Here is a 15,781-nt window from a genome sequence, read left to right on the forward strand (position 1 = left end):
ATCCTGTCCAGTGATTCATGATCAAATAACCCGGTCACGGCCGCGCTTTGACCGGCGCCACCAGGAGGATCCGCGCTTCAGGCGCCACTCCACACCGTCCCGCCGGCGCCCGATGGTTTCCAGTAAGGCCATGAACAGGAGGAAGGCGATCACGGTATAGGCCATCCAGTTATAGCCCATTTCTGCGTAATAAATAAATGGGTTTTCTTTCGGGTCGTCGGTAGGGTGAGGATCCAGTGCCGCGTAGTTTTTGTTGGCGTAGATATGACATTGCTTGCAGGTCTCAAGTTTGCGCTCGGGACTTACCGGTGACTGCGGGTCGCGCGAGGGGCGGATAAAATGAACGCTGAGATAATAGTTGTCGCTGTCAGCATGGCAGTCCAGGCAGTTTGGCGCCTGTTTGAGCCCGTAGTGTGTGGTCTTGCCATGGAAGCTCTTCTTGTATGACTCGACGGCGTAACGGTATTTCTTACCCAGCTCCCGGCCCTCTTCTTCAGCAGCCTTTATATGCCGTTCAACCAGTCGTTCGTCGCCGTGGCAGGAAGAGCACAGTGCCACGATTTCCTTTGAGGAGCGTTTAACCTCCTTTATGCGACGGCTGGTGTGTTTGTACCAGTTTTCAACAAAGTCCCTGTCTTCGTGGCAGACGGTGCAGCGGGCAATAATAGCCTGGGGCGGTTCAGATTCATTCGGGTTATAGATCGGGTTCTGGTGACAGGTGACACAGTAGGGTTTGTCGGCATCAGGCCCTTCAGCCAGTTTTTTTCGTCCGTGTGTGCTGCGCAGGTATTTTTCAGCGATCGGCTTGTGGCTGAAATTCTTGCCTGTGGCGGGATTCTTGATAGAGTGACATTCAGCATCGCAGGTTACACCGGTTTTGACCTCACGGTGCGGCAGTTTCTTTATGTAGGTATGGCAGTCTGTGCAGGGTACATTGCGATGTACGGTAGAGCCAAACACATGAGGCACGACATAGTAGGATCGCCGGGTCCCGTCCTCTGTCATGCGGCCCATTTTGGGGTACTTGTGACAAAGCAGGCAAGCTTCATCATCTTCGAAAGCTATGGCAGAAGCGCTATAAGAACCTCCTATGGCCAGTAATAGCCACCCCAACACCAGTTTGTTAAGTAAGCGGGCCATATGCTGGTATTCTCTGCCCCCTGTGGATTGCTCCTGTTTCACAGTCTGGACCCCGCTGAATGAGAGTGCCTTGATATGGGTCAATAATCACTGCCCGGCAAACCCGTGACTATTTATCGTGACAGTTGGTACACAGATTCTTCATTCGCAGGCGATTGTCTGAGTCGGCGCCACTTGCTGCAGCACTGTTCTTCAATAAACCGCGTTCGTGTGGATTGTGACAGGTGGCACAGTAAACTTTCCCGGTCGTTGGGTCGAGTGGCAGGATGATGTTGTTTTTTACTGCCATGCGTTGCATCTGTTCACGCATCCGTCTGGGTGGCACAGCCAGGTGTTCGGGGTGCTTTCTGTCCTTGAAGGTTTCAGAAAACATAAATTTCCCGCCGGGGTGCGGTATCCACGGGTGGCAGCCGGTGCACATCCTTGCCAGGTCATGTTCAATATTAAAGCCCACACCCTCTATTCTGGCAGCTGTCCGCAGGTTTTCAACATCAGTGTGACACAGGGCGCAGGTGGCCTCACGGATCTGGCCACTGTCGCTGATCTGGTCGTGTGGATTGATGCGCGTATAGGCGCTGGCATCGTGACACAGGTAGCAGGGGTCGGAGCGGTGTGTAAACGGTGCTCCACGCAGGAACGCAGGGTTGGCATGCTGTTCCCTGCGCCGTTCATCCAGGCACTGTGCCGGCAGGTCGTGGCAGGTGGTGCAGACGATTCTTCCGTTCTTCATGGCTTGCCTGTAGGCGCTGGGCATGCGTTTCCACATATCAGGGTCAGGTGTGTTGCCCGAGGGATGAATATAGGCATGCTGACTAACAGTGTCGTGGCAGGTGTTGCACAGTTGTCCAGGATCCTTGTGCCGCAATGCGGGGTTTTTACGTGACGGTGAAGTTGCGGTGTGGCAACTCGTACAGGCGTCGTTGCGCCAGTGTGGGTTAGGGATCTGTGCCGGTCGCAGCCGTCCCTGGCTCAGCCATTGCGGCACTTTGTCTGGCTGCGTTAGCACCTCTCTGGTATCGACTGCAGGTGCGGCCATTTTCCCCATCCCGGCAACCATCGTGCTGGTAGAACACAGGATGAGTGCTGTGAAAATCCAGGCTGTGCCAGTTGGAGTCATCGGCCGCCGCCCATGCCGCCACCTCCCCCCATACCCTCGGGGTAGGAGAAATTCATATGATTTTGTCCGTGGCAGCTCAGGTTGCAGGTGCCTGCAAAGCTGCCGTTATCGGTAAAGCTCAACTGCCCCATCCTGTTGGGCGATACCACCGATGTATCAAAGTTGATCAGATGGCTGTTGTTCACACTGTTCCCCTGGGTATCGCTGATACCGTGCGGGTCATGGCAGACATTACAGGGCGCCCTTTCTCCGGCAACATGTTTCCTGTGCAGGCTGAAACTCTGATCGCCGAGAATGCTATTGCGGTCATGACAGCTGTAACACAGGGCATAGTTGGAGGCACTTTCCGGTGTGTTGTCCAGGGTTATGTATTGCCGCGCCAGGATCGGGGAAAACGCCGAACCGTGAGGACCCTCAACACCGCTGCCGCCTGCTGAGGGTGCATCGTTACTGTTATGGCAGTCGGTGCAGCCGATGGTGCTGGCCGGGGTCAGCGGCGAGATCAGACTGGGAATGTCAGGATTTCGACCGGGTCCCGCAACGGGGTGGAAAGACGGGTTGGAGAGGGTGAATTCCAGGCGTGTGTTGGTCTGCTCGATCTGGCGTGGTGTAGGTGCTGTGGGTTTGCCCTGGCTGTCACCGTGACAGCGGAAACACAGTTGGTGAGTTTCGGTGACAGGGTCCATATTGATGCCATTAATATCTATGCCGCGCACATTGAGCAGTGGGCCTGTGACAGCCGTGGAACCTGCGCGGGCCGCATGGGGGTCGTGACAGTCAGCGCACTCTACATGGCGGTTGGCAACAACATTGGGTTCGGCGGGGTCGTGCGTTTCGACAGTATCAGCAATCGGGTGACTGGAGAACTGGTTGAAGACTGACATGACATTGTTGCCAGCCACGTTGCCATTATGGCAGGCGCTACAGTTATCTTCCTCGACGCGGTAGTTCAACAGGCGCTCACGGCTTCCTGCTGTATGTGGGCGGTGGCAGTTCTGGCAGCCGTTATCAGATACGTTGTTCCAGCTGGTGGCTGGCCATGGGTCGGGCGCCTGGCCGTTCCAGGTGGCACCGGACAGGTTGTGTGGTGATTGTGTCCAGCCATTTTTGATGTGGCAGGTGGTGCACAGACCTGACGCACGTGCCGGTTTGACCAGGAATTTCCCCCAGGTATTGTCGTGAGGTTCGTGACAGCTGGTGCACTGCATCTGACCGTTGGCATCCAGGCGGACGGTACCGGTCAGTGAGGTGGGGTCTACGTATTCTCCACGACTGGAGATGCTGGTCGTATAGTCGAAAGAGACCGGGTGATCGTCTGACAGGTCCGTTCCCAGTTGCGTATCACCAGGAGGCAGGGTGGTGATGCCGCCGGCCATAATGATATCTGACGGTTGGCTCAGTATATCGCCCAGTGCAATCGTGCCGTCGTGGCAACTCAGGCACAGAATCGATGCGCCGGTAGGTTGCCCCGGGTTGGCGGTTGCCGTGGTGCTGGAATAAGGGATGTAAGTATTGCCCGGGTCACGCCGGTTCCACAATGGTGCGGAAGCCGAGGCGCTGTGCGGTGTATGGCAAAAGATGCAGATCCGGTCTTCACTGCTGGCCCTGATGTTGCCCGGCCCGGAGACGGATAAATTATGTCTGGTATCGGCCACTGCCGCGTATGTCGTCTGGTTTGTCAAAACCAGCACGACGATCAACCCTGTCCATGTCAGGAACTTCATGGCTCACCCCCGATATAGCGGAACACCTGGACTCGCTGGTTGTGCGAGTCTGAAATATAAATGTAGTCGTCCGGTGTGATGAAAATACCGGTAGGCAACCAGAACTGGCCTGTCTCATGGCCTTGCGATCCCAGGATAAATAATAAGTCGCCAGCGGTATCAAAAACCTGGAAGGCATGAAACATCGAATCGACAACATAGATATGCCCGGAATGATCTGTCGCGATACCTTTGGGGCGTGACAGGTCACCACTGGCGTCACCCGGTCGACCGAACTGGCCAAGAAACCTCCCCTGGGTGTCGAGCCGCTGGACGCGGAAATTAAGTGAGTCGGTGATCAGCAGCTGACCTGGCCGGTTCTGCCACAGTGCGGTTGGGAAATTGAACTCACCCGGGGCGGTTCCACGCCGCCCGAGCTGCCGGATCAGGACGCCTGTGTCCGAGTAGACCTTGATCGCATGTGCCGCAGTGTCGACGATATACAGGTTTCCGGTTTTCTGCTCATACATCACGCCGGTAGGTTGTTGCGGCCCATGCTCCAGTTCGACGGGTGACAGGAAATCCGACCCGGGTGTGGCTGTGAACAGCTGACCAAGGCCAGAGTCAGTGACAAAAACCCGGCTGCCGGGCCCGATTGCCATGCCTGTTGGTGAAGGCAGCGGGAGGTTGTTTTCGCGATGCAGGAGTTTGTATCGGGAGCTGCGCAGGTCGAAGCGATGGACACCACGTGCCCCGGGGTCGGCGACATACAGTATATGATTACGCTTATCCATGACAGTTGCCATAGGCCGCACCAGGCGCGTGCTGGAAGAACCGTAGATAAATTCACCCAGCCGATTCCAGAATGTTTTTTTGATGCCCAGGTCTTCCGCACTGTAAATATTTTTAATATGGCGGATGCGTGGTGGTGCAGGCGGGGCAGGCCACACCTGTCCGACATGAGCCACGGGCACGGTGTCGTGCGTCGATGTACAGCCATTCATCAGCAGGAATGGGCCGATGAGTGCCAGTAAAGCAAGCCGGATCGTATGTTTTATATCCATCAGAACTGCCGTATCAGTTGGGCTCTTATTTTATTGTTCTTTTGTGTTACATCGCCCTGTCTGTTGTTCACGTGTTCAGCACGTATCGTGAACTGTAACATGCGGTAGCGCCAGACCAGGCCCAGGTTCAAGGCCTGGCGGCGCCGGGTCAGTGTGCCACCGGTATCTTTTTCATAGTCGCCATCGATAGTGATAACGGTACGTAACCAGGGCCTGGACGTCAGGCGAACGATTAGCTGGCTGATGTCCGCATCTTCCGGTGAGTTTTCATTATTCACGAATTCACGCCGCGCGGTTACCCGCATTCGGGTCGTGCGTGGCAGTGTAGTCTCGATATGGGCCTTGAGCAGCTTTCGGGTATAGGGCGAGATGTCTTCTTGTTGATTTTCATAGTTTACTTCGGCGCCAACCAGCCAGCCGTCCAGCAGGGGGTATTCAGCTTTCGCCCCGACCAGGATGTTTTCAACATCATTGAGCGGGGTGGTGGGTTGGCCGCTTTCCACCTCCTGGTCGAACTTTCGGTAACGGGCAAAAAGATTATGGAACCTGAACAGGTTGAAGTTGCTGAAATAGTTCTGGTTGAAAGCGGTGAACTTTACGTTGCCACCCGAACGGTATTCGTAGTCAACCAGCAGTATCTGTCCGTCAAGGATGTTGCCGCCAATAAGCCGCTGAATCTCGGTGACCTGACCGATAATTCTGATATCGTAATCCAGGCCTGCAATGAAAGTCTGGGTGTTGGCTGTATTGGTTACGACAATCGTACTGGTTATGACAAAATCGTTTTGTAACGCTACTGGCGTGGTGCCGGTAAGGGTTATATTCTCGTCGAATACCTGCACGATATCGGTGCTTCCACTCGACTGGTCTATCTGGTCCAGTTGCATGGTGGCGCCCAGTTGTATGGCTCCACGCCGCATCTTTCTACTGTAGCCGACAGTTCCCTGCGCCCCGTACACTTCTCTTCTGAAGTTGGTCGTGTCCTGCTCTTCTTTTTGGACATGAAGATCCACATTGCCGTGCAGTCCCTGTTTTTGTTCGTAAGAGGCGCCAACTATAGCGTTTTGGTTGGTGGTGTTTACTTCGCTGCGGTTGTTTTTCTGTAAACGGTACTGGTAAAAAGATAGTGTTCTGGCGGTATGCGTCCAGCGCATGTCGTAACTGTAGCGCAGGTCTTCAAGTTTGGTGGTGGAGCCTTGCTGCTGATCCAGTGTCTGGTCGGTGTAGGTTAAAAGTTGTGTAAGCCGAAACTGGTTGCTGGCGCCGAAATTATTGAGTGCAGTAACATCCGTGGTTCGGGTGGTCGTGGCCGTCTGCTGAATGGGCAGTCGTGGGCTTCCGCTACGGGAGTCGGCCCTGGTCCACAGGTGGTTCAGTCTGATGCTGTCTCCACCCGCGTAGGACCTGGAAGCGCGGATAGTGGCCTGGTCGGTTGTCTGTTTGATGATGGTTTCGAACCCGGAACCATCACTTTCGAAACGAGACGCTTCCAGGTTGATCGTCACCGGCAAAACTGGCTTCAGCAGGGATGCCGTCATGCCATAACGGGTATTTTCCACCAGAAAACGGCCAGCCAGACTGGTGGTGACCGATGGGTTGCTGCGGTCATAGAACAGTCTGACCGGGTAGGGTTTCCTTTCCAGGAAGCTGAGTCGGGCAGTCAGGTTGTACAGGGATTCACTGGTGTTGCTTTTTCCCTGGTCGGAGTCGAAATCCTGCTGCAGGAACAGCAGGCCACCACCCAGGTCCATATTGAGAAAGCTCGGATGATAGGCGTAGCTGTGAGTAAGGATGAAAAACTCTTCCTCCAGTGTGGGGCGAGTCTGGTAGACTCTTCCGCCACCAGTTGAAGTTTGCTCGTAGTCGTCGAGGTTATAGCGGGCCGACAGATTACCTTCGATGCCGGTCAGTTTGAACGCGGTGATGTCAGCATACCGGGCGCCACAAAGCGAAGGTAGTATTACCAGCAAGCCAAACCCCCAGCAGAGCGTGTTTCGAACACGCCGCATGGCGTTTGTTGTATTCCTTACCTGTGAACGCACAAACCACATTCTCTGTTGCTCTCGTTATGGCGGCACGGGTTGTTCCATGTCCCCGCTTCCACTGCGAATATGCACAAGCTCCGGAATCTTTCATTTCATCCTCGCGCAGTCACATCGTACTACCTGTTTCCGGGTTTCGTATCCATGGTGCGGGGATCTGCGTAGTCCATGCCTTCCATTTTTCCAAAACCAAAGGCGACAACCTTGTTGATGCCGAACTGGCTGGCAACCAGGACGATATATTCCAGCTGGAAACCGGGTGCCGCATAGCGCTGGAAATATTCGAGGTTGTCATAGTCAATAACGACACTTGTCGGCAAATTGATGTTTCCACGTTTGTCACCCGGTTGGCCGAAGAACATCAGTGGGGTGCCGTCGTTGTTGAGGATTTGCACATTTTCGAAGGCGGCATCAACAATATATAGCCGCTCGTCGCGATCAACCGCAATACCCTTGGGGCGTGCGAAATGGCCCGCGGTGTCCCCGACACTTCCATAGCTGCGGATAAAATTTCCGTCCAGTGAATATTTCTGGATGCGGAAGTTTCCTGTGTCGCTGATATACAGTGACTGGTCAGGACCCAGTGCCAGGCTGGTTGGCTGGAAGAACTCACCCTCACCGGAACCGGCCTTTCCGAAACTGAACAGGGGTTTCCCGCTGGTTTTGTCCAGAACCTGGATCTGGTGATGGTACAAATCCGATACGTACAGCCTGTTGCCCACCACCAGCACGTCAATGGGCTTGAACTGGTTCGGGGTTCCGTAGGCACGCACAAACCTGTCATTTCTGTCGAATATCAGGATCTGGTTGCGGTCGGTATCGGTTATGTACCTGGTGCCATCGACATCAACGGTGATATTGATGGGTTTTTTCATTGCCCCGCCGCCAGAGCCCTGCACCAGTTCAGTACGTTTGTTTTTCAGATCAAAAATGCCATAACCATTGCCACGGGTGTCTACAACGTAGATTTTGCCGTCGTACATATCCAGGCCGTAGGGTTTGCGTACCAGGTGGTCACCCAGCGTATCCTTGCCGACAACGAAATCCCTGAAGCCCATGTTCTCGTCTTCTACATCCCCGGGTGAGGAAAAACGGGTAAGGTACTGGAGGCGCGGCGGGTCAGGCAGTGGAGGGTAGAACAAGGGCGCCGATTCATCCGGCCCGGGGGTGCTGGCACAGCTGCCCAGAAGTATTGCGACGAGAAGGGTGCTGATCCACTGGGCACAGGTTGTAGTACTGCGATGAAAGGTCATTGCAATAGTAATCCGGAGAATTCTGGTTTGCTTTACTGTACCTCATCATCCACCCGTCTGCATGGTGGATGATGAGGCGACGCGCCAGACCTACTTGTTATGGCAAGTGAGACAGATTTTGCTGCCGGCCTTGGTGACCTTCAGGAACGGCTCGTTGTTTGTTCCCGGCCCCACAAAGTTGTTGTGCACATCGTGGCAGGACGAGCACTGGACTTTGTCTCCCGGTGTCAGCAGTTCGCTGACCAGTCCGGTTCGGGTCTTGTCGCCGTTATCACCAATGGTTACCGAGGTGGCCGTTGGATCAAACAGTCCGGGGTCGGTATTGGCGAGTGCGCTGTCGTAGGTGATCGAAATCGGGTGATCATCTGTCAGGTCATTGTTGCGGCCTACGGCCTCGTCACCGCCCATGATGGTAGTGCCCGCGTTGCCCCCGAAGGAGTCCAGTGCGGTTGCACCATCGTGACAGGACAGGCAGAGCTTTGATGAGCCGGTAGGCTGGGTGTCCTGCAGGGCGTCCAGCGTCGGGCTGGTGTACATGGCGAAATTAAGTACTCCGGTGACTGCATGGTTCCACAGAGGCGCCTGGGTTACCGAGGTGTCAGAATTGTGCGGGGTGTGGCATACCACACAGATTTCACCCCCGGAGTAGCCAGCTTTGGAAAAGTCATGAGCGGTACCGACAATGGTGCCTGCCAGTGCCTGGCCGCCAACCAACCCTGAAGCAACCAGCAGGAGTCCGCTTGCGCGTGGGAGTAATTGATTGAAATATTTCATTTTGGGTACCTCCGGGCAATTTACAGTTATTAGTGAATCGGTGTCATTATCATTTCCTGTGTAAGATTAAATCAGTTTATTCTTGCCTGAGAAATATTGATGGGTTGCCTGTATTGCTTTCCTGTGTTGCCTGATAACAATTCAGCCACAGCTGCGCTACCAGAACATTGATGCAAGTCAGTTATATTATAGATTAGTTGATCGGCGGCGCTCCCTGGAGGATAGACGGCTCATCCAGCGCACTGGCCTGTTCCCGAAGGCTGAGAATATGGTCTTCCCAGTAACGCGGTGAATCAAACCAGGGAAACGCAATCGGAAAGGCCGGGTCTTCCCAGCGGCGCGCAATCCACGCGGCATAGTGCATGATGCGCAGTGTGCGCAGGGGTTCGATCAGTAGTGCGCTGCCTTCATCAAAGTCGCGGAACATACGGTAACCGGTTAGCAGGTCTTCCATTTGCATGCGCATTTCCTCGCGATCACCGGACAACAGCATCCACAGGTCCTGTATCGCGGGGCCGGAACAACTGTCATCGAGATCGACAAAGTGAGGTCCGTTATCACGCCACAGGATGTTGCTCTTGTGGCAGTCGCCGTGCAGGCGTATTGCGCCCCGTGGGCCAACGACCTCGAACAGGTTGCGTATTTTTTCCAGCAGGTCAGCGGTCAGGCTGCTGTAGGCTTCACGCAGGTAGTCGGGCAGAAAGTTTTGCTCAAGGATGAAATCGCGTGAGGCGTCGCCGAGTCGTTCGATATCCAGTCGGGCACGATGCTCGAAGCGCCGTGTCGCACCGACGGCATGCATGCGCCCCAGGAAACGCCCCATCTGTTCGCGTTGTTCGCGGGTATCAAGGTCCGGCCAGTGCCCGCCGCAGCGCGGGTAAACGCCGAACAGGAAGCCGTGGTATTCGTGCAGAGTCTCACCGTTGTCATCCTGAATCGGGGCGATGACGGGGATTTCCTGTTCAGCCAGTTCCAGGGCAAAGGCATGTTCTTCCTGGATGGCTTCTCTTGACCAGCGTTCCGGGCGGTAAAATTTGGCAATAACCGGTGTCTCGTCCTCGATGCCAATCTGGTAGACGCGGTTTTCATAGCTGTTGAGTGCCAGCAGGCATCCATCGGTGACAAAGCCGCGATCATCCAGGGCGTTGAGGATGAGATCGGGGGTGAGTCGTTCGTAGGGGTGTCGGGCGTCGCGGTCTGTCATGCGCTCATCATAGCGGTTTTTGCGGGCGGGGAATAAAAAAGCCCCTCTTGCGAGGGGCTTACACGTCAAGGAGATTAACGAACCCGACGGTCCGTCACATGCTAGACGTTACTTGTTGGCAATTTCTTCCAACTGTTTTGCCTTGATGATCTGACCGTTCAGCGCCGCTTCCTTTGCGCTCTTGCCGTAGGCCACGCTCATCAGCGTGCTGTAGTACACCACCGGCATTTTGAACTTGGTGCCGTAGGTGGCATTGATCTGCTCCTGGTAGACCTCGGTGTTCATCTGGCAGACCGGGCAGGGGGTCACGATCATGTCGGCGCCGTTGTCGTAGGCCGATTCGATAATGTCCTTGATCAGCGCCTGGCTCTTTTCCGGCTCGGAGAAGGCCAGCGCGCCGCCGCAGCAGGACACTTTCTTTTCGTAGTTGTCACAGGCTTCGGCGCCCATCGTTTCGATCATCTTGTCGAGGTACTTCGGATTTTCGAAGGACTCGCCGGCGATGCCGAACGGGCGGTTGGTCTGGCAGCCGACATAACCGGCGATCTTGATGCCTTCCAGCGGTTTCTTGACGTGTTTGCCGAGTTCCTCGTAGCCGATGTCCTCGATCAGGACTTCCACCATGTGGCGGACCTTCTTGTTGTTTTTCAGCTTGAGCCCGGCTTCGGCCAGCGCCGTGTTGGTTTCGGCCATCAGCTCGGGGTTATCGTTCAGGCGCTCCTGGGTTTCCTTGGTGGCCAGCCAGCAGGCGGCGCAGGTGGCGACGATGTCCTGGTCGCCGTGGGCTTCTTCCGACAGCGCCATGTTGCGCGCCGACAGGGCCAGTCGCGGCAGTTCACCGCCACCGGCGTAACCGATGGAAGCGGAACAGCAGTTCCAGTCCGGGATTTCGTTCAGTTCGATGTCCAGTTCCTTGCACATGGTGTCGACCGACACCTGGTAGTTGGACGAGGACGCGGCTTTCTGCGAGGAACAACCGGGGTAAAAAGAGTAGGAATGTTTAGCCATGTCAGTTCTCCTCAGCTTCCGCTCTTGCCGATACGCGCTTCTTCAAGTTCCTGCGCTTTCTTCAGCATGGCGTGGAAGCCTTTTGTGTCTTTGCAGCCGTGGCCGCCGAGCATTTCCATGGGGGTCATGCGACCGGTTTTCAGCATATTCAGGCCGATATCCTTCATCTTCAGGGCCGTCTTGATGCCTTCGCCGAAGCCGTTCATGAAGTACAGTGACAGGCCCAGCTTCAACTCATTGACGCGGCCTTTTTTGGCCAGGTTATCCCAGAACAGCTGTGCGAACTTTGCCGTCGGCTGTTGCTGCGGCGCCAGACCCAGACGCTTCGAGTAGGTGGCCAGACCGTGCATGATGTGCGTGATCGGCAGGCCGCGCGGGCAGCGGGCGATGCAGTTGTAGCAGGAAGTACACATCCACATGGAGCTGGACTCCAGCACTTCCTCACGCTTGCCGGCGCGGATCATCATGAAGATTTCCTGCGGTGGGTGCTCCCAGTGCGGGCCCAGTGGACAGGAACCGGAGCACACGCCACACTGCATGCACATCTTCACCCAGTCGCCTTCCTCTACGTTGTCCTGCACTTCCTTGAGGAAGTTGCCGCGGTACTTTTCGATCATTTCCTGGTTGTAGTTACTCATGACTGCTCCTAGAACTTGAACGGGCTCATGCCGATCTTCTCGATGGTCTCTGCCATGTCGTTGATCAGCCCGGGCGCGCGGTCGATATCAGTGATGGCGACCTCGTAGGTTTCAACACGTTCTTTTTCGAGGTTCAGGGTCTCCAGCGTCTGGTCGACCTTGCTCATGCGCACGGCGGCCATTTCAGAACCCTTGACGAAGTGGCACTGGTAGTTTTCACCCTTCTGGCAACCCATCAGGATGACGCCGTCGTAGCCCGAGTTCAGCGCATCGGTGATCCAGATGGTGTTGACCGAACCGAGGCAGCGCACCGGTATGATGCGAGCCCACTGACTGTAGTGGTTGCCCTGCTGGGCGCCCATGTCGAGTGCCGGGTAGGCGTCATTCTCGCAGGCCAGCACCAGGATGCGCGGCTTCTCGTCCCACTCTTCCGGGATTTCCACGTTCTTGAGCTGCTGGCCGACGGTATCGCAGGAGTAGTTCTCGAAAGAGATAACCCGTACCGGGCAGGCGCCCATGCAGGTGCCGCAACGGCGGCAGCGTGACTCGTTGAACACCGGGAAGCGTTGCTCGTCCTCGTCGATGGCGCCGAACGGGCACTCCACGGTGCAGCGTTTGCACTGTGTGCAGCCTTCCTTGCGGAAGATCGGGTACGACAGGTCGCCGGAGCGCGGATGTGCGGCGCGGCCGACTTTGGCGTTTTCGATTTCCTGGATGGCCTTCAGGGTGGCACCGGTGGCGTCATCAATGGCCTGCTGGGTGTCCATCGGACGACGCACCGGGCCACAGGTGTAGATGCCGGTGCGGCGCGTTTCGTACGGGAAGCAGATGAAGTGCGAATCGTTGAAGCCGTACTTCAGGTGCGGCAGGTCCTTGCCCTGGCGGTAGTTCAGGTTGAGGATGGAATCCACGCTGACTTCCCACTCGCCGGGCTCGTTCTGCGGCACTTCGTCGATGTCGACACCGGAGTTGGCGACCATGCCGGTGGCCAGTACCACCAGGTCGGCGTCTTCTTCCACGTCCTCGTCGAGGATCATATCCCTGAACTTGAGAACCGGGCCATTGCTGCCGGCCGCGACTTCGTTCACTACCGCCTTGCGGAAGGTGACCATCTTGTCCTGGCCACTGCGGTAGAAGTCCTCGCCCGGGGCGCCCGGGGTGCGCAGGTCGTCGTACAGGATCTCGGTTTCGATATCCGGGTTCTGGTCCTTGAAGTACATGGCCTGCTTGATGGAGGTCAGGCAGCAGTCACCGGAACAGTAGTTCAGGTGGCCTTCTTTCTCGCTGCGCTGGCCAGCGCACTGGATGAAAGTGACCTTCTTCACTTCCTTGCCGTCGGACGGGCGCTTGATCGGCCCACCGTTGGCGGCAATCGCCAGTTGTTCCAGTTCCACGCGGTCGACCACGTCCTTGCTCTTGCCATAGCCGAGTTCCGGCAGCTGGCTGGCGTCGTAGGGCGTGGCGCCGGAGGCCTGGATGATGGCGCCGATATTGATGGTGTTGGTGGAACCGCTTTCGGTGCTGATGTCCACGGCAAAACGGCCCGGCGCGCCGGAGGTCTTGCTGATGGTGGCGTTCAGGTGCACGGTGATCAGGTTGTTGGCTTCGATCTCCGCAACCATGTCGGCAACCCTGGTGTCGACCGGGTCGGTGTAAGGCGCGTGCATCGGTACGTCTTTCCACATCTTGCCGACGTAGCCGCCCAGTTCACCGGTTTTTTCCACCAGCTGGACCGGGTAACCGGTTTTGGCCGCTTCCAGTGCAGCGGTCATGCCGGTGATACCGCCACCGACCACCAGTACGGTGTTCTCGGTGCCTTTTTCCTGCGCGGAAGCGGGGATCAGGGAGTGCTTGGCCTCGGCGCAACCCATGCGGATGTAGTCTTCAGCCATTTCCTGCGTGGTTTCACGCATGTCGTCCTCGTCAGGGCGCACCCAGATGACGCCTTCGCGCAGGTTGCAACGGGACACGTTGACGCCCTGGAAGTCGAAGGCTTCGGTCTTGGCGCGGCGCGAGCAGGCACCGATGACGACGCGGTTGACGCCTTCGTTATCGATATCGTTCTGGATCAGCTTCACGCCATCGGCAGAACACAGGAAGTCGTGCTGCTGCACCACCTGTGCCTTGCCGTCGCGCTGGGCAACGGTGGCCAGCTGGTCGCAGTCGAGGCGTTCGCCCAGTCCGCAACCTTTACAAATGTAGGCTCCAATTTTTAAATCTGACACGGCTTAACCCTCCGCACCGGCAACTTTGTTAACAACCTGGATAGCGCGCAGCGCGCTGGCCGTGGCGCTTTGTACCGCGCGGTTCACGTCCAGTGCGTCTGACGAACAACCGGCGGCAAAGAATGCGCCGTTGGCTTCATCCAGTTCCACGAATCCTTCTTCGTTCAGCACGACTTCTATCGGGAAGTCACCAGCGGCAACGCTGGGTTCCATGCCGATTGCCAGCACCACCAGTTCGTGCGGGTTGCTGTAACGGTGGTAGCCCTCGGTGTCCACACCGTGCAGGACCGGGTTGCCGGTTTCCCTGTCTTCGGTGATGGAGGCGACCTTGGATTTCACGAAGCTGATGTTCGGGTCATTCTGCACGTTCTGGTAGAAGTCATCGATACGGTCGATGGCGCGGATATCGATGTAGTACACCGTGCCCTTGCCCTCGTCGCCGTACTGTTCGCGCAGGTAGGTGGTTTGCTTCAGGCTGGCCATGCAGCAGATGCGCGAACAGTGCGCCAGGTGGTTCTTGTCACGCGAACCGGCACACTGGATGAAGGCGACATCTTTTGCTTCCTTGCCGTCGGACGGGCGCAGGATCTTGCCGCCGGTCGGGCCGTGCGGGTCGAGCATGCGTTCGAGTTCAACAGAGGTGATGACGTTCTTGAAGCGATCATAGCCGTAGGGCTGGATCTTGCCGGCATCATAAGGTTTCCAGCCGGTGGCCCAGATGATGGCGCCGACGGTGATGGTGGTTTCGCTCTCGCCCATGTCCAGGTCAATGGCGTCGTATTTGCACGCGCCTTTGGCTTTTTCGGCATCGTCGGTGCCGATGATGGCCGGGTCCAGCACGTAGCGTTCCGGGTAGGCCTGGTTGAACGGCAGGTAGGCGCCCTTGCGCTTGCTGAGGCCGTAGTTGTATTCGTCGTCGAACTCGGTTTCCACCGCGTCGCCGCAGGCGCCACAGCTGGTGCAGTTCTCGTTGATGTAACGCGGCGCGGTCTTCAGCGTAACGCTGTAGTTGCCGGCATCACCGCTGATGGCGGATACCTCGGTCATGGCCATGACGCGCAGGTTGCGGTTGGCCTTGATCCGGCGCAGGTTGATCTCCAGGCCGCACTTGGGGTGGCAGAGTTTGGGGAAATACTTGTAAAGCTGGCTGACGCGACCGCCAATCGATGGGTTTTTTTCCACCAGAATGACCTGCTTGCCGCATTCGGCGGCTTCCAGTGCGGCTGTCATGCCGCTGATGCCGCCACCCACCACCAGAATCGTCTGGTTGGTTGCGATAACCTCTGACATGGATACTCCTCCGTCCAGAGTTGCTGTGACAAATGAATAGAATTTCCCGGTGTCGGATCTGTGTCCGGACCGGCGCGAAAAAAACGAGCGTGAACAATACTCCACCCCCTTGAGTGGTTCCAGACTATCCTTATATAAAGTGCATCGAATCTTTCGATTCAGGAATAAGGGGCGTATATATCACCCGTGCTTTGTGGGTTTTGTTGCCGTGCATGGGGAGACGCGCTACCGTCGCCCCTCAAGCTCGAAAGCCCCGTCATTACGAGCGCAGTATTTCAAAGGGGTCAGACTCGATTGATCCGGGCCGAACGGCCCGGATCAAT

Annotated in this window: 12 protein-coding genes; all 12 read right to left on the bottom strand. The window is 56.5% G+C overall.

Translation table 11 applies throughout. From position 1 onward, the window contains the following. Positions 1-21: 21 nt before the first annotated feature. The 12 genes from ACW81B_RS07895 to ACW81B_RS07950 all read right to left on the bottom strand — a co-directional run bounded on the left by ACW81B_RS07895 (position 22) and on the right by ACW81B_RS07950 (position 15,458). A complete protein-coding gene (locus ACW81B_RS07895; RefSeq protein WP_491579672.1) occupies positions 22-1,014 on the bottom strand; it encodes a hypothetical protein in 993 nt (330 codons plus the stop codon). A gap of 235 nt (positions 1,015-1,249) precedes the next feature. Next, on the bottom strand, positions 1,250-2,176 hold the full coding sequence (locus ACW81B_RS07900) for a cytochrome c3 family protein (protein WP_491579673.1): 927 nt from the start codon (positions 2,174-2,176) through the stop codon (positions 1,250-1,252). Between the two features lie 77 nt (positions 2,177-2,253). Beyond that, positions 2,254-3,981 carry a cytochrome c3 family protein gene (locus ACW81B_RS07905; RefSeq protein ID WP_491579674.1) on the bottom strand — a complete coding sequence of 576 codons (1,728 nt, stop codon included), beginning with the start codon at positions 3,979-3,981 and terminating at the stop codon, positions 2,254-2,256. After that, positions 3,978-5,024: an NHL repeat-containing protein gene (locus tag ACW81B_RS07910; protein WP_491579675.1), complete on the bottom strand. Its 1,047-nt coding sequence runs from the start codon at positions 5,022-5,024 to the stop codon at positions 3,978-3,980. The genes ACW81B_RS07905 and ACW81B_RS07910 overlap by 4 nt, the downstream gene beginning before the upstream one ends. Further along, positions 5,024-7,033: a hypothetical protein gene (locus ACW81B_RS07915; protein ID WP_491579676.1), complete on the bottom strand. Its 2,010-nt coding sequence runs from the start codon at positions 7,031-7,033 to the stop codon at positions 5,024-5,026. Before ACW81B_RS07915 ends, ACW81B_RS07910 begins: the two co-directional genes overlap by 1 nt. A gap of 152 nt (positions 7,034-7,185) precedes the next feature. After that, on the bottom strand, positions 7,186-8,319 hold the full coding sequence (locus tag ACW81B_RS07920) for a 6-bladed beta-propeller (RefSeq protein WP_491579677.1): 1,134 nt from the start codon (positions 8,317-8,319) through the stop codon (positions 7,186-7,188). A gap of 90 nt (positions 8,320-8,409) precedes the next feature. Next, positions 8,410-9,093 carry a cytochrome c3 family protein gene (locus ACW81B_RS07925; RefSeq protein WP_491579678.1) on the bottom strand — a complete coding sequence of 228 codons (684 nt, stop codon included), beginning with the start codon at positions 9,091-9,093 and terminating at the stop codon, positions 8,410-8,412. A 193-nt stretch (positions 9,094-9,286) separates the two neighbouring features. After that, complete coding sequence (locus ACW81B_RS07930; RefSeq protein WP_491579679.1) at positions 9,287-10,297, bottom strand: serine/threonine protein kinase; 1,011 nt, start codon at positions 10,295-10,297, stop codon at positions 9,287-9,289. A gap of 108 nt (positions 10,298-10,405) precedes the next feature. Beyond that, positions 10,406-11,305, bottom strand: coding sequence for a CoB--CoM heterodisulfide reductase iron-sulfur subunit B family protein (locus tag ACW81B_RS07935; protein ID WP_491579680.1), 900 nt, complete (start codon positions 11,303-11,305; stop codon positions 10,406-10,408). A gap of 11 nt (positions 11,306-11,316) precedes the next feature. Continuing rightward, positions 11,317-11,943 carry a 4Fe-4S dicluster domain-containing protein gene (locus ACW81B_RS07940; protein WP_491579681.1) on the bottom strand — a complete coding sequence of 209 codons (627 nt, stop codon included), beginning with the start codon at positions 11,941-11,943 and terminating at the stop codon, positions 11,317-11,319. Between the two features lie 8 nt (positions 11,944-11,951). After that, the gene (locus ACW81B_RS07945) at positions 11,952-14,168 is read right to left on the bottom strand and encodes an FAD-dependent oxidoreductase (protein ID WP_491579682.1); all 2,217 of its coding nucleotides are present in this window, start codon (positions 14,166-14,168) and stop codon (positions 11,952-11,954) included. 3 nt (positions 14,169-14,171) lie between these two features. Then, on the bottom strand, positions 14,172-15,458 hold the full coding sequence (locus tag ACW81B_RS07950) for a CoB--CoM heterodisulfide reductase iron-sulfur subunit A family protein (protein WP_491579683.1): 1,287 nt from the start codon (positions 15,456-15,458) through the stop codon (positions 14,172-14,174). Positions 15,459-15,781: the final 323 nt, after the last annotated feature.

It is taken from the genome of Thiogranum sp. (assembly GCF_058323355.1).